Origin of the sequence: Salinigranum halophilum (assembly GCF_007004735.1) — an archaeon.
Lineage (GTDB): Archaea > Halobacteriota > Halobacteria > Halobacteriales > Haloferacaceae > Salinigranum > Salinigranum halophilum.
The window spans coordinates 531,583-551,218 of record NZ_SSNL01000003.1; the positions used below are offsets into that span (position 1 = coordinate 531,583).

Sequence of the window (19,636 nt, forward strand, 5' to 3'; positions counted from 1 at the left end):
CGTCAGGTGACACACGGGTTACCGCGGCCGTCCGAGCCTCCGCTCAGCGCGCCGCTTCGAGCAGTTTCACCCGTGTCGACAGCGCGAGGAACGTCGCGGTGAGCGTCAGCACGACGGCACCGGCGGCGGCGAGTTCGTGCGCTGGCGAGACGTGCTGGACGACGCCGTCGACGATGGGTTCGGCCGGAATGAGCGTGTGGTGTGGGGTCCCGACGACGGGGACGAAGTAGTCCACGAGGTCGTTGACGCCGTACCAGACGAGAGCGACGAGCACCGCCTTGACCGGGAAGGCAGAGAACCGGTGGATGACGAACGCCTCGACGACCATGGCGAGGTGGCTCCAGAAGAGGAAGTTGTACATCGCCGGGTGGAGGTACGAGAAGTCCTGCTTGAAGACGAGGAGCACGTACGGCGTCCACGCGCCGAGTTTGAGACAGCCGAAGAAGGCCAGCGCGTTGAGATACTCGTTAGGCCGGCCGAGATACCACGCGCCGAACGCGAGCGCGATGAACAGCGTCGCGACCGGCGAGTCGGGGACGAGCGGCCACATCACCGTCGGTTCGATCGAGAACTGAAAGCGGTAGTACCAGAAGCCGAACGCCGTCCCGACGAGGTTGGTGAGCACGACGAGCGGGACGAGGTTGAGCCCGAGGTTCTCCACCGACCGGGGGAGGGGAGCGAGCCACCGGGGGAGGTCCGCGGGCGCGGGGAGTCCGTCGCCGTCGAACAGTTCGACGAGGCGACGTCGAGCCGTGGCCATGACCCATCGAAAGGAGGGGGGTGACAAAGCCATGGCGGTCCCGTGCGGTCGCCGGGTCTGCCCCGGGTCGTGGTGTTGCACTCCTCGGACGTCTCACCCGACCGGTGGGGCCGAAAGCACGGTTTAAGTGTGTCCGGTCCAAGCCCCCGATATGGCCGAAGAGACCGACCTGGAAGAGCTTCGACGGGGAACCGACCTCGTCAAGCGTGGCTTCGCGCAGATGCAGAAGGGCGGCGTCATCATGGACGTGGTGAACGCCGAACAGGCCCGCATCGCCGAGGAAGCCGGTGCCGTCGCGGTCATGGCGCTCGAGGCTGTTCCCGCCGACATCCGCAAGCGCGGCGGCGTCTCGCGCATGCCTGACCCGGAGAAGGTGTCCGAGATAATCGACGCCGTCTCCATCCCGGTGATGGGGAAGGCCCGCATCGGTCACTACACCGAGGCACAGATCCTCGAGGCCCTCGGGGTCGACATGGTCGACGAGAGCGAGGTCCTCACCCCCGCAGACAACGAGTACCACATCGACAAGCGCGAGTTCACCGCCCCGTTCGTCTGCGGTGCCCGAAACCTCCCCGAGGCGCTCCGTCGCATCGACGAGGGCGCGGCGATGATTCGCACGAAGGGCGAGGCCGGCACCGGCGACGTCAACCAGGCCGTCACCCACCAGCGGACCATCAAACACCAGATCCGCTCCGTCATGGGACTGCAGTACGACGAGCGCGAGAAGTGGGCACGCGAACACGAGGCACCCGCTGCTCTCGTCCACGAGACGGCCGAGATGGGCCGCCTGCCCGTCGTGAACTTCGCCGCGGGCGGTATCGCCACCCCGGCCGACGCGGCGCTCATGATGTACCACGAGTGTGACGGCATCTTCGTCGGCTCCGGCATCTTCGGCGCGGAGAACCCCGAGGCCATGGGCCGCGCCGTCGTCGAAGCGGTCACCAACTGGGACGACCCCGAGGCGCTGGCGGAGATTTCGACGAACATCGGCAAGGGGATGAAGGGCGAGTCGAACGTCGACATGCCCGAAGAGGAGAAGCTCCAGGGTCGCGGCGTCTGAGGACCGGCCGCTCTCACGCCCTCGGTCGGGTTACCCGTAGTCGACTGCGCTCTCGACGCGCCGACCGCCCATTCAACGGAGTGACAAGACACATTACGCACCCGGTCGAACTCCGTTCCGTATGGGATTCTCACTCGCGAACTACTGGGACGAACTCGAACCGACCGCGCTCATCATCGTCGGGTTCGTCCTCTTCGTCATCCCCGAACCGGCGACTTCCACTCTCGGAATCGGCCTGATGCTCCTCGGCATCGCCTGGTGGTTCTACGAGTGGGACCGACCCTGACGCGCCCGGGTCGACCGAAAGAAACGGACCGTGGATGTGGTCGACGAGCTATACACCCGTGGCGGAGACGACCGGGTTCGGGCTGTCTCCACCGTTGAGAATGCGGTCGACGATTTCGCCGAAGTCCGGTGAGTCTTCGTCTTCCGCTGGCTCGTCGGACGGATAGTGTGGTGCGATGGGCATCGGAGTCCACCCCGCCACGTCGGAGTTGACGTTTGTCCTCAATAATAGTTGGGTCCGGACGGGGCTGGTTCGCGCTCTCGTCGCCGTGTCCTGTCGGCCATCGGAGCCACGATGGGCCCGGGTCGCTGTTACTTCAGCACCTCAGCGCCGCGGCCGATCCGCGTCTGGTAGGCGCGGGCGTCGACGCCGACGTCGGCGAACGCGTCGAGCATCGCGCCCGCCACCGCCCGGCGGTCCCCGTCGTAGCAGGCCGCGATGACCGAGGGGCCGGCACCCGAGACCGTCACGCCGGTCGCGCCGGCGTCGAACGCGGCTGTGCGGACCTGGGTGTACCCGGAGATGAGTCCCGCCCGGGCGGGGGTGACGATCTCGTCCGTCATCCCCTCCCCGACGAGTTCGGGGTCCGACCGGCACATCCCGACGGTGAGCGTCGCGGCGTGGCCGACGGTGTCGACGAGGTCGGTCATCTCGGCCGTCGAGGGGACGACCCGCCGCGCGTCGCGGGTCGAGACGGCTATCTCGGGGAGGCAGGCAACGAGCGGGATGTCGGCGTCGACCGAGGTGATTCCGTCGCCCGAGGCGATGGTGAAGCCGCCCAGGAGCGAGGGGGCGACGTTGTCGGCGTGGGGTTCGCCGGAGACCACCGCCTCACCCTTGGCCGCGATGGGGACCAGTTCCTCTCTCGTGAGCCCTCTGTCGTACAGTTCGTTCAGCGCGAGCGCGGCCGCCGCCGCCGAGGCCGCCGACGACCCGAGTCCCGACGAGGGGCGAACCCCCTTGTTGATGTGGATGTGCGCCGGGGCGTCGAGCGCCTCGGCGACGGCACCGACGGTGTTGCCGTCGGGGTCGGTCGGGATGTACGTCGCACCGACGCCCGTCACCTCGATGGTCGTCTCGTCGGCCTTCTCGACGCGCACGACGTCGGCGGGTCGGTCGAGGGCGACGCCGAACACGTCGAAGCCACTCCCGAGGTTTGCGCTCGTCGCGGGTGCCCTGACCGACAGCATGCACCGACTTTTACGAACGGCGAGTAAAAAGGTAGCGAAGCACCAGTGTCGGCGACACGGGCTCGAACCTCCGATTTCGCCGGCGAGAACCCCGCACACGGCGTCTCTCGCCGTCGGTGGCTCCGAGAGCCCACGGTGGCGAGCGGCCGAACCACAAGGTCCTAACACGTTCGCTTCCAACCCCAGACGATGAAACACGTCGTCGGCGGCGGAATCGCCGGCCTCGCCGCCGCGTACCGTCTCAGACAGCAGGGCCACGACGTCCGCGTCTTCGAGGCCGCCGACCAGCTCGGGGGGCTCGCCGCGACGTACGAGACGCCCGGAGACCGTATCGAGGCGTTCTACCACCACCTCTCGAAGTCCGAAGAGACCATCGTCGACCTCGCCGAGGAGCTGGGCGTCGACGACCGCCTCGAGTGGCTCGTCGGGAAGAACGCCTACTACGTCGACGGCGTCGTCCACCCGCTCGACACGCCCTGGGAGATCCTCGCGTACCCCCACCTCTCACTGTACGACAAGTTCCGCCTGGGGATGCTCACGCTCGGGGTCGACCTCCGCGAGTTCCCGCCGCGGTTCGACTCTTACGAGTCGCTGGCGGCGTACGAGGACGTCCCCATCCGCGAGTTCATCGTCGACCACGCCACCGAAGGCGTGTACGAGAACTTCTTCGAACCGCTGCTCGACGCGAAGTTCGGCTCGCGGAAGGAGGACGTGAGCGCGGCGTGGCTGCTCGGGCGGATCAAGTTCCGCGGCGAGCGCGACCTCCTCCGCGGCGAGGTGCTCGGCTACTTCGACGGCGGGTTCGCCCCCTTCGTCGACGCCCTCGTCGACGCGGTCGGCCGCGAGAACATCACGACGGGCGCGCGGGTCACCGACCTCGGTCTCGCCGACGGTGCCGTCTCGACGCTGACTGTCGAGTACGAGGGTGAGTCGACGACCCACGACACCGAGGGCGTCGTCGTCGCGGCGATGCCGAACGTCCTGGAGTCGCTCTGCGGCTACGCGTGCGACATCGACTTCCAGGGGGCGGTGTGTGCGGTCGTCACGATGGACCGGCCGCTGACGGACACCTACTGGCTGAACATCGCCCACGACGCGCCGTTCGGCGCGCTCATCGAGCACACCAACTTCGTCCCGCCGGACAGATACGGCGGCCAGCACCTCCTCTACGTCGCGAGCTACATCCAGTCGTACGACGAGGAGTTGTGGCAGTCGACGGACGAGGAGATACGAGAGCAGTGGCTCACCCACCTCGAGGAGATGTTCCCCGACTTCTCCCGCGACTCGGTGACCCAGTTCCGCCTCGCGCGCAACCCGCGTGCGGCCCCCGTCTACGAGCGGGGGTATCTGGAGAAGGTCGTCCCGTACGACCTCGGTGCGGTCGCCGACGGCCTGTACTACGCGGGGATGGCCTCGCAGGCGCAGTACCCGGAACGCTCCCTGAACGGAGGAATCGTCGCCGGCTTCGAGTGCGCCGACCGCATCGACGCCCGGGCAAGCGAGTCGACGCCCGAGGAGAGTCGGGCCGTCGCGGACGGGTCCGGCGAGGAGTAGCCGCCCACCGCATCACACAGGGACGCCGCGCTCGCGGCGCGGCCGACGGGAACGGCGACTGACCGGTCTCCCGTCGCCAGACTCGTCGGTACCGCGGCCTGGGAGGGACGTCGAGCGTGACAGCCTGGAGAGGAACGAGAGGTCTCGCCCTGCCGAAGCAGGGTGGACGGCGATACCGCGGCGGAGAGAGCGGGACGACGGCCCGCCACACCGGCCTCAGTCGGCCTTCGCGTCTTCGGGGTCGTCGGTGTCGACGTCGTGCATCCCGGGGGCCGCGGTGACGTCGACCTCGTCGTCGTCGGGGTCGATGGCGTCACCGACGTGGAGGTTACCCTCCTCGTCCTCGACGTAGACGTCGTCGGCGAAGCCGCCCTCCGCGTGGGGGTGTTCGGGCGCGTCGAGTTTCTCGGGCGTCGACGGTGCGCTCGGGATGGTCCGCGTGCGGAAGTCCCCGAGCGGGTCGTCGATGGTGATGTCGTACGTGCGGAAGAACTCCTCGTAGCGCTCGTAGTGCGCCTCGAGTTCGTCGGCCGGGAACTCCATCATCTCCGTCCAGCCGTGGTTGTAGAAGTCGAAGTTGGCCTGCACGTGAGTCACCTCCCGCGCTTCGGCCTCGGTGAAGCCGGCGTCGAGCGCGGCGACGTACGTGTCGAACGTGCAGTGGAAGAAGTCGGCCATGTGCGCCTCCCGTTCCTCGCGACGACCCTCCTCGGCCTTCCGGCCGAAGACGTCCACGTGGAGGTCGACGAGTTTGTCGCGGGCGATGTCACCGACGACGGGGGTGGTGAGCGCCTTCTTCGCCGCCCAGTGTCGGAGGTTCTGGCGTATCTTCATTACGTCCGAGTCTTGGAGCGAACTCGGGTAAGGGTTGCGGCACGAGCTGCCACGGCCGACTCCTGCCTGTCGGTTGCAGGGGGCTGTCGGGCCGTCGACTCTCCGGCCGCAGGGGGCTCCTGACGACCGTTTCAGCCTCCGAGCACCTCCGTTGGGCGGTCCCGGACCGATTCTCGCGGATGATGCACGGATAGCAATCCACATTAACCCCGAACTACAACGTGCGGAATATGAGCCAGTCGTATGTGATCATCGGCGACGGCATCGCGGGTTCCTCCGCGGCCGAGACGCTCCGTGAGGAGGCGCCAGACGCCGATGTCACCGTCATCACAGACGAGGGCGAGGCCCTGTACAACCGGATCCTCATCAAGGAGTTCGCAAAGGGCAAACTCCCCGAGGCCCCCATCTCCATCCACTCAGACTCGTGGTACGACGACCGCGACATCGACCTGCGGCTGAACACGGTCGTGACGAACGTCGACCCCGACGCGCACACCCTCTCGACGCACGAGGGGGAGGAGATCGAGTACGACAAACTCCTCGTCGCCACCGGCGGAACGCCGACGCAACTCCCGGTCGAGAACTCCGACGCGGACGGTATCCACCACTTCTGGACGTTCCAGGACGCCCGCGCCATCCGCGAGCACGCCGAGAACTCCGACACCGGCGTCGTCGTCGGTGCAGGGCTGTTAGGAATCGACCTCGCCGCCATCTGTGCCGCCCAGGGTATCGACGCGCACTACCTGATGCGCGGCGAGTGCTGGTGGCGCTACGCGCTGTCGCCCGACGGTGCCGAGATCATCCACGACGCCCTCGAAGAACGCGGCGTGAAGCCGGTCTTCGGCTCGGGCGTCGACCGTTTCGAGACCGACGACGACGGCCACGTCGTCGCCACTGTCGACCCCAACGGCGACCGCTACGACTCGGACTTCGTGGGAATCGCCATCGGCCTCGACTTCAACGTCGAACTCCTGCAGGGCACCGACGTCGAGTGCGACGACGGCATCGTCGTCGACGAGTATATGCAGACGAACGACCCCGACATCTTCGCCGCCGGCGACATCACGGAGTTCCACGACGTCATCCTCGGCGAGCGCACCCAGAACGGCGCGTGGGGCAGCGCGAAAGAGCAAGGGACCATCGCCGCGAAGAACATGGTCGACTACGGCTCCGAGGAGTTCCGCTGGGTCTCCTCGTACTCCATCACGCACTTCGACTTCCCCTTCCTCTCGTTCGGACATCCGACCCTCGGCGACGATGACGCCGAGATGAAGTACGAGGACAACACCTGGCGTCGCATCACGTTCAAAGACGGTAAGATCATCGGCGGCGTCCTCGTCGGCGACCTCTCCGCGCAGTCGGCGTACAAGAAACTGATGCGCGAGGAGCGCGTCGTCTCCGACCAGAAGGACGTCCTCTTGGAGAAGCGCGTCGACCTCGACAAGGTCGCACCCGCCCAGCAGTAACACCGGCGCGGCCAGGCGACTGCGTCGCCCAGTCGCCCCGGCGGGTCGCGTCGCGGCGGATCCGGCCTCCGCTTCGAGCCCTCGCCCCCCTCCGACACGCGCTCTCGTCCCTCGATTCCTCGACTCGGCCTCGACCGACTTGTTCCGTCTGCCGCCCCCCGGGGCAACGTTTATATCTCGACATGTCTTTTGCTAACGCATGTCACGCTCCGCAGGACAGACGCTCGACGGGCACGTCACGCTCGTCCCGACCACCGAGGTCGCCGCGCGCGACGAGGTCCGCCACTTCGACCAGCTCACCCCGCGGGCGAAGCGCGCCGTCATCGCCGCCGCCGAGGGTCGGCCAGCCACCGTCCACGCCCCGTCGCTCACTGCCGTCGACGTCGTCGTCTTCACGGAGTACTACCGCGTCGACTAGCGCCCGCCTGGCCGGAAGCGAAGCCGTTTTTCGCCGTGCCCTGTTCCTTCCGGTATGGACGGCGGCGATACGAGCGGAACGATGACGCTCGCCTTCGAGTTAGACGCGCTCAAAGCGCTCTCGGACCCGACGGCGGCGTTCTCCGACGCTCGACAGTGGACCAAGTACGTCGGCGTCGTGAGCGAACAGCCGACGTACGTCGTGACGAATTACACCCGTAAACACCGCATCAGACAGGACTTCTTCTCCGGTCCTCGTGGGGTCACAGAGAGCCTCGAGAACGTCAAGCGGCAGTTCGACACCGACCGGCACGTCTACGTCGGCACCACGGACGACGACCGTGCGGCCGCCGAGGAGACCGACTGGGAGTACCTCCCGGTCGAACAGGCCGCTGCGGCCGCGGAGTGGGCACTCGGTGACGAGGAACCCGAAGCGGACCCGTTCGAGGACGACGGCCGCGACGACTGGCCCTAGGCACCCAGGGCGTCAGTCGTCGGTCGCGGCCCCTGCGTCGACGACTCCCCGTCGCGGAGCTGGACGAACGCGTCCGAGAGTACCGCGAGCAGGTACAGCGTCGTCAGGACGTTCACCATCGCCACGGCGATGCCGGCGAGACCCGCGCCGGCCGACCCGAGCGCGAGGCCGACGCCGAAGTTGAACACGAACGTCACGGCGAATATCATCGCGACGAGGATGGTAAGCAGCACGAAGAGGCGAATCCAGTTGCCCCGCGTGAGCCGCCAGCTCCGCCGCATCGCCGTGACGAAGTTCACGTTCTCGACGGCGACGAACTGCACCATGAAGATCAGGCTGATGTAGGCGATGATTCCCGGGACGACCAGCAGGACCGACCCGACGAGGACGACCAGCAGGAAGGCGACGCCGCCGACGAAGAGGTTGACGACGGCGAAAGGGAGTCGTTCCGTGAGGAAGCGTCGGGGGATCTGTCCGCGCTCGCGAGCGACAAACGTCCGGACGGCCACGACGCCGACGACGGTGGCCACGACCAGCGAGAGGGCGAGCAGGCCACCGGCGACGGCACCGGGAAGCGGGAGCGTGACGAGCCCAGCCGACGGTGCCTCGGCACCCGGCGGCGTCAGCCCGGCGATGACGGGCTGGAGGAGGGTGTTGAAGCTCAACTGGTAGACGAGCATCGTCACCGCGTACGCGAGGACGATGACGGCACCGCTCCGGCTGAAGAGCTGGGTGGCGCCGCGTTTCAGGGCGGAACCGAGTTGGAGGGACATGCGGGCCTCACTCCACGGTCCCCCGGCAAAATACTGTCGGTAGAGTGACTGAACGTCGTGTGGAGCGCCGACTCACCCCATCGAAAGCCATAATCAGGCCCGGTCCTTGGCTCCGGTAATGAGCCACCAACTGCCCGACGTGCAGGCGACGCGGCCCGACGTGACCGTGGGGCTGAGCCAGGTCGGCGTGACCGGCGTCGAGAAGCTCGTGAAGATCGCGCGCAACGGGAAGCGCCCGCTCGTCCTGATGGCCGAGTTCGAGGTGTTCGTCGACCTCCCAGGGGGGAGAAAGGGAATCGACATGAGCCGGAACATGCAGGTCATCGACGAGGTCCTCGAAGAGGCCGTCTCCGAGCCCGCCTACCGGGTCGAAGACGTCTGCGGCGACGCCGCAGAGCGCCTCCTCGCGAAACACGACTACACCTCGTCGGCGGAGGTCCACATGGAGGCGGAGCTCATCCTCAAAGAGGACACGCCCGAGAGCGGCCTCTCCACCCAGAGCAGTGTCGACATCATCGCCTCCGCGGTCGCAACCGAGGAGGGCACCCGCGAGGAGATCGGCGCGCGAGTCGTCGGAATGACGGTCTGTCCCTGCTCGCAGGGGATGTCCGCCTCCCGCGCCCGTGAGACCTTGCTCGACCTCGGTGTCGACGAGGAGACGACCGAGGAGTTCCTCGAGAAGGTCCCCCAGCCCGGTCACTCACAGCGCGGGCACGCCACGCTCACCGTGACGAGCGACGGCTCGCCCGACGTCGACCTCATCGACATCGTCGACATCGCGCGCGACTCGATGAGCGCACGCATCTACAACCTCGCGAAGCGCCCCGACGAGGACCACATGACGTACCACGCCCACGCGAACGCGAAGTTCGTCGAGGACTGCGTGCGCTCTCTGGCCGAACAGAGCGTCGAGAAGTTCGACCATCTGCCGGACGACGCGGTCATCCACATGAAACAGTCGAACGACGAGTCCATCCACCAGCACAACGCCCACGCCGAACGCGAACTGACGATGGCACAGCTCCGCGAGGAACTCGACGGCTAATCGGCTCCGTCACAGCGACAGCGGCTCGGCATCCACCCACTGCCGGTCGAACGTCTCCCGCAGGTTCGAGGTGAACCCGGGGTCGGTGAGCGCGATCATCGCGAACGCCTGCGTCGGGTCGAGCGGGTTCGGCACCTCGAGACAGACCTCGACGTCGTCGATGAGGTGGAACGAGCCGGTGATGGCGTCGTCGACGCGCGCCTCGAATGCGTCGTTCGTCACCAGCCGGCCGTGGTAGTCGTCCCAGACCGTCTCGGGGATGGAGTCGACGAGGCCCGGCGAGAGGAGCAGCGAGACCTCGACGCCGCGGGCGAGCGCCTCGTCGAGCCGGTCGACGACCCGCTGGCTCACCCGGCCGATATCGAACTGCGGCGAGGGAGTCCCGATGACCATGATGAGCCGCTGGTCGGCGGCCGCCAGGCGTTCGACGAGGAGGTCTGCGCTCTCGTCTGCCCCGACCGCCGCGGTCCAGAACTGCTCGTCGGCCGGGCGGTGTGCGTCGAGTTCCGTCGACAACTCGGAGACGATGGACTCGTACTGCTGGGCCTTCCGCTCGAGTTCGGACTTCCTGTCGTCGAGGAGGCGCTCGAGCCCCGTCTCGGGTTCGACGCCGATGTACTTCTTCGGCCGACTCGACGCCTGGCTCCGGACCAGTCCCCACTGTTCGAGGCTGTTGAGGACGTCGTACACCCGCCCCATCGGGACGTCACTCGCCCGCGAGAGCTCCTTCGCCGTCGCCGGGCCGAGGCGAAGCAGGGCCCGGTACGACCGAGCTTCGTACTCGGACAGCCCGAGGTCGCGCAGTGTCGCCATATCCGCACACGTCGTCCATCGAATAAAAACGCGTCGACAGTTCATCTCCGTGTCTCGCGACTGGCCGGCGTGCGACCTCAGAGCGCCTGTTATCGGGTCACTGGAGCGCCGAGACCGCGTCCATCAACTCTTTCGGTGTTGTCGCCGTCCGCCGGTCGTCGCCGACACGGACCGTCGCAGCGTCGTCCGAACCGGGGACGACGACCTTCTCGTGGTCGGCGATGCGGTGGGCCGCCCGGTGGAGGTCGCTCCCCCGTGGCACCTCGACGACGAGGTCCGGCCGACAGAGCCGTGCCGCGACGGCACCGTAGCCAGCGACCTGGATACCGATCCGCTCTGTCGCCCCGGCGAACGCCGCGACGGTGTCACGGGCGACCTCTCGATACGTCTCCTCGCCCGTCAGGGCCGCGAGGTCCAGACAGGCCTCCGCGAGGTCGACGTTGTCGTCGATGGGTCGGAGCGGGCGGTCGACGAGGCCCGCACCCGTGGCGGGCCCGTCACGGAACGACCCGTCGTCGTGGAGCGTCTCGATGGCGTGGTCGACGACGGCCCGTGCGGTCTCGACGCCCTCGCCGAGGACCTGTTCGGCCCGACAGAAGGCGGCCGCGACACGGGCCTGTTCGGCGAGCAGTCCCTGTTCGCCCGTCTCGCCGCCGTCACGATAGCGCGTCACGACGCCGTCGTCGAGGAGTTCCTGTTCGAGATGGTCGAGGATTCGCTCGGCGGCCTCGCGCGCGTCGTCGTCGTCCGTGTACGCGGAGAGGGTGAGAAGCGCCTCCGCCGCGAGGCCGTTGTCGCCGGCGTAGACGGTCAAATCACGCCGTGGCGGGGCGGCGTCGGCGCGCTCCTCGTCGGCGCGGTCGTAGTAGTTGGACTCCGCGGCCGGGCCGAGACTGCCGCCGACGGCCTGTCCCGTCCAGAGGTCGTCGGTCAGGAAGTCGACGGTCGCCCGCGCCGTCTCGCGGTACCGCTCGTCGCCCGTGTACAGGTAGCCGTTCGCGTACGCGCGAACGAGCGCCGCGTTCGTCGCGAGCAACTTCTCGCGCTCGACCTCGCTCCAGTCGCGGGTCGTCGCGTAGCGGAAGAACCCGCCGTCGACCTCGTCGAACAGGTTGCGCTCGATCACGTCGAGCGTCGACAGCGCCTGGTGGCGCTCGCGTTTCAGGGCGAACTCGACCGTTCGGGGCATCGGGAACTTCGCGTCGGTGCCCCACCCGCCGAAGTCGTGGTCGTACTGCACGCCGAGTTGGCCGGCGAGGTGCTCTTCGATGGCCGTCGTCACCTCGCCCGCGGGCGTTGGGTCGCCGGCGAGCGCGCGCGGAACGCTCCCCGCCGCTTCGCCCCGTTCGGTCCACGTCTCGCGCATCCGGTCGAGTACCTGCTTCATCCCGTCCGGGCCGAGATACGTCGTCCCCGTGAGCACCTCGCCGGCGGGCGTGCAGAACACCGTCGACGGGAAGCCGCCCATGTTGTACCGCTCTCTGACCCTCGGGTGACGGTCGACGTCGACCCGGACCGGTACGTAGCCGTCTCGAATCACCGCGGCGACGCGCGGCGACGCGTACGTCTCGCGGTCCATCTCGTGGCAGGCGCTACACCACGTCGCAGTCAGCGAGAGGAGCACGGGCACGTCGCGCTCGCGTGCCTCCGCGAAACTCGCTTCGCCCCACTCGCGCCAGTCGACGCCGACCGCCGGCTCCGCTGCGCCCTCGTCGTTCATACTCGCGGCTGGGAGGTGGAGGGGTAAAGCCCCTCGGGATTTCCCCCTCCGTTCGCCGGGTCGCGACACGCTCACGCGCCGGGGGCGAGTGCTCACCGTCCGTCCCCGCTCTGACCCGACGCGCAGTGCAGAAAGGCTATGCGTCCCGACCAGCAAACTCGACACATGCCGCGCACGCGCTGGCTCATCGCGTCGCTCCTGCTCATTCCCCTGGCGGACGCGCTGTTCCTCGTGGTCGTCTCGGACTTCGTCGGGTGGAAAGCCACTGTCGCCCTCGTCGTGCTGACGGGGCTCGTCGGGATGTTGCTCGTCCGTGCGGAGGGACGACACACGCTCCGCACGTTCCAGCGGAAGGTTCAGACGGGTGACCTCCCGACGAACGAACTCCTCGACGGGGCACTGCTCATCGCCGCCGGCGCGTTCCTCCTCACGCCGGGGCTCGTCACCGACACCATCGGCTTCCTCCTCGCGGTCCCGGTGACGCGCTACCCCATCCGGGAGGTGCTCAAACGTGTCGTCGTGAAACCGTACCTCGACAAGCGGATGGACGGGTTCGTCTCCGGGAACGTCTGGACGGCCGGCTTCCCACAGGAGAACGTGAGCGGTTCGAGCGAGTACGTCGACGTTGACGGCGGAACCGTGAACGATGATAACCGGTGACGACGCGCTACTGAAAGGAAACCCTTAAACAAACCAGCGCGCAACGACTGAATGCGCTCACCTGGGCCAATAGCTCAGTCAGGTTGAGCGCTCGGCTGATAACCGGGAGGTCCGCGGTTCAAATCCGCGTTGGCCCACCTCCATACCCTCCGGCCCTCGGTCGGAGGAGATTGGTGGGGACAACTCCCCAGCCACCCAATCTCGGCACTTAAGCAATTCTGAGAGGCGTCTATGCGATGTTAAGTTCGTTAGTTTTTGCTGCGGTAGTCACCGCCGTCCGGCGATTGGGTTAGCCGAAACGGGGGTGTCGGCGTGACGCCGCTCTCGGCCGGAACCCCCGAAAACGAGTGTCTCCACTGCGGAGCGCACGTCACGAGCCGATTCTGTCGCGTCTTCGGTGACGAGCAGCGACGAGCCCACCGTTGCACCGAGTGTGACACACATATTCGCATCTCCAAAGGGTCTGCAGCCGGGCTCGACGTCGACGTTCCTGACCCCGAAATCGCGGAGGGTCGCCACGGGGGTGAACCGGCGTGACGTTCGTCCGAGCATCACGACTGTACGACGTCGAGCGTCGCGAGCCACAGTCGTTCACCTGGTCGCGTCCGGACGGTGAGGGCCAGTGAACGGCGGACCGTCTCGCGACCGAGAGCGGTTCCCTGCCGTTCGCGAGCAGATCGGTGAAGACCCCGCTCGATTCCTCGATTACGCGGTTCTCGAATATCTCCGTCTCGCCCACGCTCGCATTCGTGGAATCGACTATCAGCACGTTATCGTCGAGTGGCTTCGCGTCGAGCGTGAGCTGGAGCGCGGACCTCGTGAGACTGTCGTCGAGTGGATCCAGGAGCGGAACCGAGAGCTCATCGAACACGGTGACCGAGACGACCAACTCGCGACCGCGACTCCTCACGACGAAATCCCGTCTACAGAGTCCGTTGCTGTCTGGGCTGACCGTGACGGTGGGCAGCGTTCGTCGACCTACTCACGAACAACGAGACGTCGCCAGCGCGCGGAGACCGAGGGAGGGGCCTGAGCGTGGCGCACGTCGCGAGTCAGGTCCACGAGTGGTCTGGGAACCTTCTGTACGCCGACGACGGTGACACGCCGTACTGGGCGCTCAGGCAGATATTCAGTGACAATGGCATCGGCGGTGGAGCGTCGAACGTTCTCGTCGAGGTCGACGGGACACCGTGGGACGTCTCGTTGTCGCACCAGAAGAGCGGGCTCGAACCCCGCAAGACCGACAACGTCGAGCAGCTGTACGAGTACCGACTGAACGCCCAAGTCGCGCGAGAAGACGACCGACAGACGCTCGCACTTCTGTTCCAGCCGCGTCTCGACTGGAACGACCCAGAGCGGTACCCACAAACGGTTCCAGAGGCCACGCCTGAGTCGGTGAACGTCCGCGTCGAGAAGGCCGTGAACATCGAGCCCACAGACACGAAGAACCTGATTCCGAAGCTGCTGATGAAGGTGTTCCATTCGCTCGCACAGTGGTGGAACGCTGAGTTCTTCGACGGAGAGCTTCACGAGTTTTCCTGTCTCACGCAGTTAGAGCGGTACGTCCGTCTCCAGCGCGAACAGGCACACAAAATCGTCCGGTCGGACGGCGTGTTTCACCGACTCTTCCACACGGTCGCGGACGTGGAGGGCTCGAAGATCGTCTACTCAGCGGACAATCGAGATATCGTGGGCCACAACCACCAGGTCCGACTCGACACCAAAGCAGTGAATCAGGTGCTCTCTGGCTGGCGAACTGGTGGGCAGTTCAAGCACTACCACCCCGAGCACGTGGGCGAGAGAGGAGAAGATGATCCGCTGTACCATCCGAAGGTGGGCTTCCTGTTCAAAAAGAAGTGGAACGACGGGAACTCGGTCCCGTGGTCGAAAGTCGACCAGCTGAACCAGCAGGTCGAGGAGAACTTGATGAACCTCCTGGAGTGGGCAGGTGTCCCAACGAAGCCGGGAGGCTGGTTCGTCGAAGATGACCACTTCGCGCCTGTCGCATCTGAGCGCGACGTCGCGTTGTACGACGACCCGACGCCGGAGATTGAGCGCGAGCAGGACAGCGTCATTCTCCGGACGCTCTCTCGACTAACCGACGCGGACCACGACGTCCTGGAGAGCATCGCTCTCACTGACGGTGGGTGGCACGTCGACGAACTCGAGGAGGAGACTGACTGGAGCTCATCGACGATTTACCGCGTGCTGAACCGCCTCGGTGGACTGCTCGACTCGGACAACGGGAACGTGCAGTTTGTGAGCGCGAAGATTGCCGAGCGCGTTCAGGACGTCCTCAGCGTGGCGAACGACGTCGTCGAGACGACGGCACGGGCGATTGAAGACGTGCTGTCGGTCGACCCGCGCGATCTAGAGCGAAAGGGTCGTGCGTGGCAGAACTGGCTGAATCGGTACGCGGCCGAGCTCGTCGACGAGGGTGGTGAGGACGGTCGCGCGACGATTCGGATTCGGACGCTGATGACCGAGCTGAAGAGTGGAACCGGTGAGTACGCGCCCAAGATACTGAACTACGGATACATCGCGTGGCGTGAGGCCGGGCGTGACGGTGCGGTCTTCCGGAATGCTCGCGTGGTGTTCGATTCGGTTGGAGGGACGGTGACAGCGAACGTGAAGCGCCTCCTGACGGAAGCTCGCGACGACGTCGTTCGGATTCCCGGCTGACGCGGTGTCGTCGTGAGTGGCAACACTACCGTTCTCTCTATTCTTTATATACTGTACACTATATTTCCGGTGAACCTACTTTTCGAGTGGAACTCGTGAGACGCCGAATCGCCGTCTCGACGACGATCTCGGACGGGGCGCTCTCACTGGGTGGGAGCACCTCCTTAGGGTGTGTACCTAAGGGTACACTCAATCAAAATACACCGCATAGCCCCGCGATTCCAGGTGATGCACGTGAAACCCAGCCGGTCATAGGGTGGCCCCGTTGTCTACGTATTTACTTTGACGAAAGAGATCGACAGGTCGGTCTGAGCTTTCAATCGGGACTCGATTATCTCGGCTATGCTATTGCAGACTGCGGATGGTACCTGACGGTCTCCACTGAACCCCGGGGCTTCTCTAACAACGGACGCATAGACAAAAGCCACATCCGCAGGTTTCCCAATATTGGTAGTTTCTATAGTTGGCGCGTTTACGTCGCTTTTCACTTCAAGCAGGACATTATCCTCCTGCACGTTGGCCTCCTTCAGTGCATTTAGTATAGTCTCGTACATCCCCTCGTGGGACGCATCGTCCGACTCAAACACGCCGATGACGACATTCACAACATCATCCAGTGGTGCTGCCCGTCTCTGGGACACCGGTACTCCATCAGACCAGTCCATACAAGATAGTGTTACAGATAGTATATAAGCGTCAGATCAGTCAAATACCTCTCCGATTCCAATCTTCGCCTGCTTCGTCTCTCGATGACCCCCACCGCCGTGCCACGACAGCCGCGGCAGCTGCGACGAGTGAATCATCTTCATCCGCCGGACACGGAGCCCTCGTTTCGTCGGTGTATAGACCACGAACACGTACCGCCCATCGTGCCGCCGAAGCTTCCGGTGGTACGCCTCGTATAGTTTGAAATTCCCCGGCTGACCGTCTGCGTGTTCGTACGCCGTACTCTTGATTTCGACCGGGAAATTGTTCGGATGCTGCGCATCTCGCCAGGAATCACGGTCAGGTTCGAGCCCGTATTGGTCCATCGCCCGCTGCTCGCAGATCGTGCCGTAGTGGTTCGCTCGATGTGACGGCATCAGCGACCCTCGCGCGTATTATATATATTCGACCGCCCGCCCTCTGTCGTGTTAGCACAGCCCATGCGTCTCGGAAGACGACCGAAGGGAGTCGCGCGTATGGGCCGGGAGGGGGGCTGTTGGTGGTGGAGAGGTATCGACCGTCTCGGAGTCATGCGATGAGCTGTTGAATCGTCCCAACTGTCTCGCCGTGCTCTCCACGGTCGTATTCGTTCCACCGACGACGACACCATTCGCCGGAATACAGTCCGCCAAGCCGTCTATTGGCGATTTTCTCGAATGACAGCCTCTCGTCGTCCTTCCCGAGTTCCCTCGTCTTCTCGTGGACCACGGTCCACAGCGCCAACTCTCGCAACACGTCGTCTCGGGCGATTTCTTCGCCGGTTTCGTCCGAATCGCCCGTCTCTGGGCCACCCCACGACCACGGGGCCGGGTCCTTGTCGTTGGGAGACCACATCGAGTCGGGCCATCCCGTGATTTCTGGCGTGATCGGGTTCCTTCCTTTCCGATTCGATACGCTCGCGTAGAACCGCGCTTTCTTTTTATCCGTCTTGTGGAGCACCTTGCACAGCTCTCGAACTGCGGGGTGGAGGTCCTTCCCGTCGTGACCGACGATGACGACCGCACAGCCGAACTTCCGCATCTTGTAGACGAGGACAGCGAGCTTCATCTTCGCCTCGTACCCGTCCTTCCCGCTCCCGCTCGCCTGTGACGACGCCTCGTCGAAGAAGAACAGCGTCGGCGGCACGTTCTCGTCGAGAATGTCGTCCATGTCAGCGTACACCTTCTGTTTGAAGCTACCCCAGCTCGAGGTCCACTCGATAGCGGGGTCTTCTCCTCGAAGCGTTCGGATGTTCGTGAGTACGCGCGCGTTTGTGTGTCCCTCTTCGCGGCGCTCGTCGAGCCAGTGACGGGCGACGAGACAGCCCGATCTCGTCTTTCCGTTCCCTGGTTCGCCGTAGATGTACAGCCTGAGGTTCCGGTCTGTGGCGACGTTTCGGATTCGTTCGATATCGTGCCAGCCGCTCACGTCCACCTCGTCGGATTGGCTCCCGACGTGGTGTCTGAGCCCGTCCGAATCACCCTCTTCGATCCGCTGAGAGAACGATTCGGTGTCGTGGTACGCCCGAACGTCGCGGTAGAACTGCGTCTCCTCGAAGCGGTCAGGCCACTCGTCGTCGATCCAACCGCGCTGATACGCCTTCTCGTAGGCACGACGAATCGCCGTCATGGCCTGCCGCGTGGTTCGATTCCGTATCTCTCCGGCGTGCGGGAGGACGTGCTGGTTCGCACGGCGGTGTCTGCCGTCCTTCCAGTCTTTCGACTCCGAAAACGCCCACGAGTCACCGCCTCTGCCCTCGTTACTCATTCTGTCCTCCGTCGTTCAGCATCGGTCGCTGTTGGTCAGTTATTTCGGGCGAGTCGTTCGGGAGATTGCCGTCGAACTCTCCGAGCCCATGTACTCGCGCGTGCTGTGGGTCGTGGTCGTTGGTCGGACCACTCGGGAGGTCTTCGACGTCTTGCTCCATCTCCTCGATCAGCGAGGTGACGGACACTTTCGGCCCGAGTTGAGACTTCTCGCTCTCGCTCATCATCATCATGACCGTCGCTTCGTGTATCTCGGTCGCGTAGCTGTGGACGGTCGCTTTCAGATTCGAGTACGCTCGACGAATGCTCTGGTGGTGGAGGAACACCTCGTCGACTCGCTTGGCGTTCTCCCACGCTTCACCGGGTTCGAGCGCGGCCTGGTCGACGCCACGCACTTCGAGTTCACCAATCTCCTCGTACCAGTTCAGCTTCGTCACCACGTAGTCGAAGCCCTCGTCAGGCTGGAGCGGCGGCGCACCGACGACGGTCTTCTCGTTCCAGAGTTTCTCGGGGACGCGCTTGGCGTCGTAGAGGTTCGGTCCGCCATCTTCCCCGTTGGTGCCGGGATCTGCGACGCCGACAGTGACACCACCTTTCTGGTGGAGGTACTTCGCGACCTGGAGGCCGAAGACGTACGCGGGCAGGGCGATGATGAACGAGGCAATCGAGAAGTCGACGAGCGCCTGTGGCGGGGTTGGGAGTTCGGGGCGAGCCCATGAGACCCAGACTCCCGCTGCGAGGATCATCACCGACAGTGGGATGCGGTACTCCGCGAGCAGGTATGTGATTCGGTCCTTGTTGCTGGCGAACGTCGGGAGTGGCTCGCTCATTCGAGGTCCTCCGGTCCGTTCTGTTCCTTGTTCTTCCGGCGGTACGCGGCCGTCGAGACCATAGCGGCGGTGACGAGCGTGCCACCGAGCCAGCCCGCGCTCGAGGAGGTTCGCTTGAACGGTGAGCCCGACGACCGCTCTCCAGTCGAGATGTATGGGCATGAGCCAGATCGGATGCACTGACTCGTCGTGATCGAGACGACGGCCGCGCCCGCGTCCTCGCCCGCACCGATCTCAACGCGCGTCCGGCCGGGCGGTGCGCGAACCTGCTTGATGTTGAACGTCCCGGCTCCCTCTTTGACGTCGGGACTCTCCGACAGCGTGATGAGTTGCGGGACGTCGGTCTCGAAGACTATCGAGAAGGAGCCGTCTTGGTAGTCCCAGGAAACGACGCGCGTTACGGGGTCGACGGCCGTCACGTACTCGGTCTGGTTCTCCGCATCGCTGCTCGACTCCTGATCGGCGGCGCTCTCGACAGCTGTCCGTGCAGCTGCTTCGGCGGCGTCGGTCGGGGCGGTCGTGGTGCTGTTCGTCTCGGTCTGAGTCTCCTGTGCGACGACCGCGCCGGGTAGCGCGGCGGCTCCGAGGAGAGCGATTATCAAAAAAATCCTGAGCATGGGT

Annotated in this window: 21 protein-coding genes and 1 tRNA gene; 11 read left to right on the forward strand and 11 right to left on the reverse strand. The window is 65.4% G+C overall.

Going from position 1 to position 19,636, the window contains the following annotated elements:
* Positions 1-43: 43 nt before the first annotated feature.
* Positions 44-760, reverse strand: a complete 717-nt coding sequence (locus E6N53_RS07330) for a DUF1405 domain-containing protein (protein WP_142858082.1) — start codon at positions 758-760, stop codon at positions 44-46.
* A gap of 151 nt (positions 761-911) precedes the next feature.
* On the opposite strand from E6N53_RS07330, the gene pdxS reads away from it, so the two are divergent.
* Entirely contained in the window at positions 912-1,820 is a 909-nt protein-coding gene (pdxS, locus tag E6N53_RS07335; RefSeq protein ID WP_142858084.1) for a pyridoxal 5'-phosphate synthase lyase subunit PdxS, read from the forward strand.
* Positions 1,821-1,941: 121 nt separating this feature from the next.
* On the forward strand, positions 1,942-2,106 hold the full coding sequence (locus tag E6N53_RS20985) for a hypothetical protein (RefSeq protein ID WP_201740130.1): 165 nt from the start codon (positions 1,942-1,944) through the stop codon (positions 2,104-2,106).
* Between the two features lie 48 nt (positions 2,107-2,154).
* On the opposite strand, the gene E6N53_RS21430 is transcribed toward E6N53_RS20985, so the two are convergent.
* The gene (locus E6N53_RS21430) at positions 2,155-2,289 is read right to left on the reverse strand and encodes a hypothetical protein (protein ID WP_268951691.1); all 135 of its coding nucleotides are present in this window, start codon (positions 2,287-2,289) and stop codon (positions 2,155-2,157) included.
* A gap of 128 nt (positions 2,290-2,417) precedes the next feature.
* A complete protein-coding gene (locus E6N53_RS07340; RefSeq protein WP_142858086.1) occupies positions 2,418-3,296 on the reverse strand; it encodes a homoserine kinase in 879 nt (292 codons plus the stop codon).
* Between the two features lie 189 nt (positions 3,297-3,485).
* Between E6N53_RS07340 and E6N53_RS07345 the strand changes: the two genes are divergently transcribed.
* Positions 3,486-4,850, forward strand: a complete 1,365-nt coding sequence (locus E6N53_RS07345) for an NAD(P)/FAD-dependent oxidoreductase (RefSeq protein WP_142858088.1) — start codon at positions 3,486-3,488, stop codon at positions 4,848-4,850.
* A gap of 216 nt (positions 4,851-5,066) precedes the next feature.
* Here the strand turns inward: E6N53_RS07345 and E6N53_RS07350 are convergent, their stop codons facing one another.
* On the reverse strand, positions 5,067-5,684 hold the full coding sequence (locus tag E6N53_RS07350) for a DUF6149 family protein (RefSeq protein WP_136589470.1): 618 nt from the start codon (positions 5,682-5,684) through the stop codon (positions 5,067-5,069).
* 230 nt (positions 5,685-5,914) lie between these two features.
* On the opposite strand from E6N53_RS07350, the gene E6N53_RS07355 reads away from it, so the two are divergent.
* The 3 genes from E6N53_RS07355 (at position 5,915) to E6N53_RS07365 (ending at position 8,042) form a co-directional block, all read left to right on the forward strand.
* Complete coding sequence (locus E6N53_RS07355) at positions 5,915-7,150, forward strand: NAD(P)/FAD-dependent oxidoreductase (RefSeq protein ID WP_136589469.1); 1,236 nt, start codon at positions 5,915-5,917, stop codon at positions 7,148-7,150.
* A gap of 199 nt (positions 7,151-7,349) precedes the next feature.
* Complete coding sequence (locus E6N53_RS07360) at positions 7,350-7,568, forward strand: DUF7979 domain-containing protein (protein ID WP_136589468.1); 219 nt, start codon at positions 7,350-7,352, stop codon at positions 7,566-7,568.
* 54 nt (positions 7,569-7,622) lie between these two features.
* Entirely contained in the window at positions 7,623-8,042 is a 420-nt protein-coding gene (locus E6N53_RS07365; RefSeq protein WP_136589467.1) for a DUF7124 domain-containing protein, read from the forward strand.
* On the opposite strand, the gene E6N53_RS07370 is transcribed toward E6N53_RS07365, so the two are convergent.
* Complete coding sequence (locus E6N53_RS07370) at positions 8,039-8,815, reverse strand: DUF7847 domain-containing protein (RefSeq protein WP_142858090.1); 777 nt, start codon at positions 8,813-8,815, stop codon at positions 8,039-8,041. The genes E6N53_RS07365 and E6N53_RS07370 overlap by 4 nt on opposite strands.
* A 118-nt stretch (positions 8,816-8,933) precedes the next feature.
* Here E6N53_RS07370 and mptA point away from each other — a divergent pair, with 118 nt between their 5' ends.
* Positions 8,934-9,860, forward strand: coding sequence for a GTP cyclohydrolase MptA (gene mptA / locus E6N53_RS07375; RefSeq protein WP_136589465.1), 927 nt, complete (start codon positions 8,934-8,936; stop codon positions 9,858-9,860).
* Positions 9,861-9,869: 9 nt separating this feature from the next.
* On the opposite strand, the gene E6N53_RS07380 is transcribed toward mptA, so the two are convergent.
* Both E6N53_RS07380 and E6N53_RS07385 read right to left on the reverse strand, forming a co-directional pair.
* A complete protein-coding gene (locus E6N53_RS07380; RefSeq protein ID WP_136589464.1) occupies positions 9,870-10,673 on the reverse strand; it encodes a TrmB family transcriptional regulator in 804 nt (267 codons plus the stop codon).
* A gap of 97 nt (positions 10,674-10,770) precedes the next feature.
* Complete coding sequence (locus tag E6N53_RS07385; protein ID WP_142858092.1) at positions 10,771-12,393, reverse strand: DUF255 domain-containing protein; 1,623 nt, start codon at positions 12,391-12,393, stop codon at positions 10,771-10,773.
* A gap of 165 nt (positions 12,394-12,558) precedes the next feature.
* Here E6N53_RS07385 and E6N53_RS07390 point away from each other — a divergent pair, with 165 nt between their 5' ends.
* The 4 genes from E6N53_RS07390 to E6N53_RS07405 all read left to right on the forward strand — a co-directional run bounded on the left by E6N53_RS07390 (position 12,559) and on the right by E6N53_RS07405 (position 15,735).
* On the forward strand, positions 12,559-13,053 hold the full coding sequence (locus tag E6N53_RS07390) for an FxsA family protein (protein ID WP_236639581.1): 495 nt from the start codon (positions 12,559-12,561) through the stop codon (positions 13,051-13,053).
* Between the two features lie 63 nt (positions 13,054-13,116).
* Positions 13,117-13,190 (forward strand) — tRNA-Ile (locus tag E6N53_RS07395).
* 175 nt (positions 13,191-13,365) lie between these two features.
* The gene (locus tag E6N53_RS21725; protein WP_142858094.1) at positions 13,366-13,590 is read left to right on the forward strand and encodes a DUF7563 family protein; all 225 of its coding nucleotides are present in this window, start codon (positions 13,366-13,368) and stop codon (positions 13,588-13,590) included.
* Between the two features lie 498 nt (positions 13,591-14,088).
* Entirely contained in the window at positions 14,089-15,735 is a 1,647-nt protein-coding gene (locus E6N53_RS07405; protein WP_201741093.1) for a DUF7845 domain-containing protein, read from the forward strand.
* A 269-nt stretch (positions 15,736-16,004) separates the two neighbouring features.
* On the opposite strand, the gene E6N53_RS07410 is transcribed toward E6N53_RS07405, so the two are convergent.
* The 4 genes from E6N53_RS07410 to E6N53_RS07430 form a co-directional block, all read right to left on the reverse strand.
* Positions 16,005-16,400 carry a hypothetical protein gene (locus tag E6N53_RS07410; RefSeq protein WP_142858096.1) on the reverse strand — a complete coding sequence of 132 codons (396 nt, stop codon included), beginning with the start codon at positions 16,398-16,400 and terminating at the stop codon, positions 16,005-16,007.
* Positions 16,401-16,968: 568 nt separating this feature from the next.
* Positions 16,969-18,186 (reverse strand): hypothetical protein, encoded by a 1,218-nt coding sequence (locus tag E6N53_RS07420; RefSeq protein ID WP_142858098.1) that lies wholly within the window; start codon positions 18,184-18,186, stop codon positions 16,969-16,971.
* The gene (locus E6N53_RS07425) at positions 18,179-19,015 is read right to left on the reverse strand and encodes a hypothetical protein (RefSeq protein ID WP_142858100.1); all 837 of its coding nucleotides are present in this window, start codon (positions 19,013-19,015) and stop codon (positions 18,179-18,181) included. Before E6N53_RS07425 ends, E6N53_RS07420 begins: the two co-directional genes overlap by 8 nt.
* Positions 19,012-19,632: a DUF8063 family protein gene (locus E6N53_RS07430; RefSeq protein ID WP_142858102.1), complete on the reverse strand. Its 621-nt coding sequence runs from the start codon at positions 19,630-19,632 to the stop codon at positions 19,012-19,014. The genes E6N53_RS07425 and E6N53_RS07430 overlap by 4 nt, the downstream gene beginning before the upstream one ends.
* Positions 19,633-19,636 lie beyond the last annotated feature (4 nt).

Coding starts and splice junctions, on each gene's coding strand:
- E6N53_RS07330 (WP_142858082.1), bottom strand. CDS start 760: ATGGCCACGGCTCGACGTCGCCTCGTCGAACTGTTCGACGGCGACGGA.
- pdxS (WP_142858084.1), top strand. CDS start 912: ATGGCCGAAGAGACCGACCTGGAAGAGCTTCGACGGGGAACCGACCTC.
- E6N53_RS20985 (WP_201740130.1), top strand. CDS start 1,942: ATGGGATTCTCACTCGCGAACTACTGGGACGAACTCGAACCGACCGCG.
- E6N53_RS21430 (WP_268951691.1), bottom strand. CDS start 2,289: ATGCCCATCGCACCACACTATCCGTCCGACGAGCCAGCGGAAGACGAA.
- E6N53_RS07340 (WP_142858086.1), bottom strand. CDS start 3,296: ATGCTGTCGGTCAGGGCACCCGCGACGAGCGCAAACCTCGGGAGTGGC.
- E6N53_RS07345 (WP_142858088.1), top strand. CDS start 3,486: ATGAAACACGTCGTCGGCGGCGGAATCGCCGGCCTCGCCGCCGCGTAC.
- E6N53_RS07350 (WP_136589470.1), bottom strand. CDS start 5,684: ATGAAGATACGCCAGAACCTCCGACACTGGGCGGCGAAGAAGGCGCTC.
- E6N53_RS07355 (WP_136589469.1), top strand. CDS start 5,915: ATGAGCCAGTCGTATGTGATCATCGGCGACGGCATCGCGGGTTCCTCC.
- E6N53_RS07360 (WP_136589468.1), top strand. CDS start 7,350: ATGTCACGCTCCGCAGGACAGACGCTCGACGGGCACGTCACGCTCGTC.
- E6N53_RS07365 (WP_136589467.1), top strand. CDS start 7,623: ATGGACGGCGGCGATACGAGCGGAACGATGACGCTCGCCTTCGAGTTA.
- E6N53_RS07370 (WP_142858090.1), bottom strand. CDS start 8,815: ATGTCCCTCCAACTCGGTTCCGCCCTGAAACGCGGCGCCACCCAGCTC.
- mptA (WP_136589465.1), top strand. CDS start 8,934: ATGAGCCACCAACTGCCCGACGTGCAGGCGACGCGGCCCGACGTGACC.
- E6N53_RS07380 (WP_136589464.1), bottom strand. CDS start 10,673: ATGGCGACACTGCGCGACCTCGGGCTGTCCGAGTACGAAGCTCGGTCG.
- E6N53_RS07385 (WP_142858092.1), bottom strand. CDS start 12,393: ATGAACGACGAGGGCGCAGCGGAGCCGGCGGTCGGCGTCGACTGGCGC.
- E6N53_RS07390 (WP_236639581.1), top strand. CDS start 12,559: ATGCCGCGCACGCGCTGGCTCATCGCGTCGCTCCTGCTCATTCCCCTG.
- E6N53_RS07410 (WP_142858096.1), bottom strand. CDS start 16,400: ATGGACTGGTCTGATGGAGTACCGGTGTCCCAGAGACGGGCAGCACCA.
- E6N53_RS07420 (WP_142858098.1), bottom strand. CDS start 18,186: ATGAGTAACGAGGGCAGAGGCGGTGACTCGTGGGCGTTTTCGGAGTCG.
- E6N53_RS07425 (WP_142858100.1), bottom strand. CDS start 19,015: ATGAGCGAGCCACTCCCGACGTTCGCCAGCAACAAGGACCGAATCACA.
- E6N53_RS07430 (WP_142858102.1), bottom strand. CDS start 19,632: ATGCTCAGGATTTTTTTGATAATCGCTCTCCTCGGAGCCGCCGCGCTA.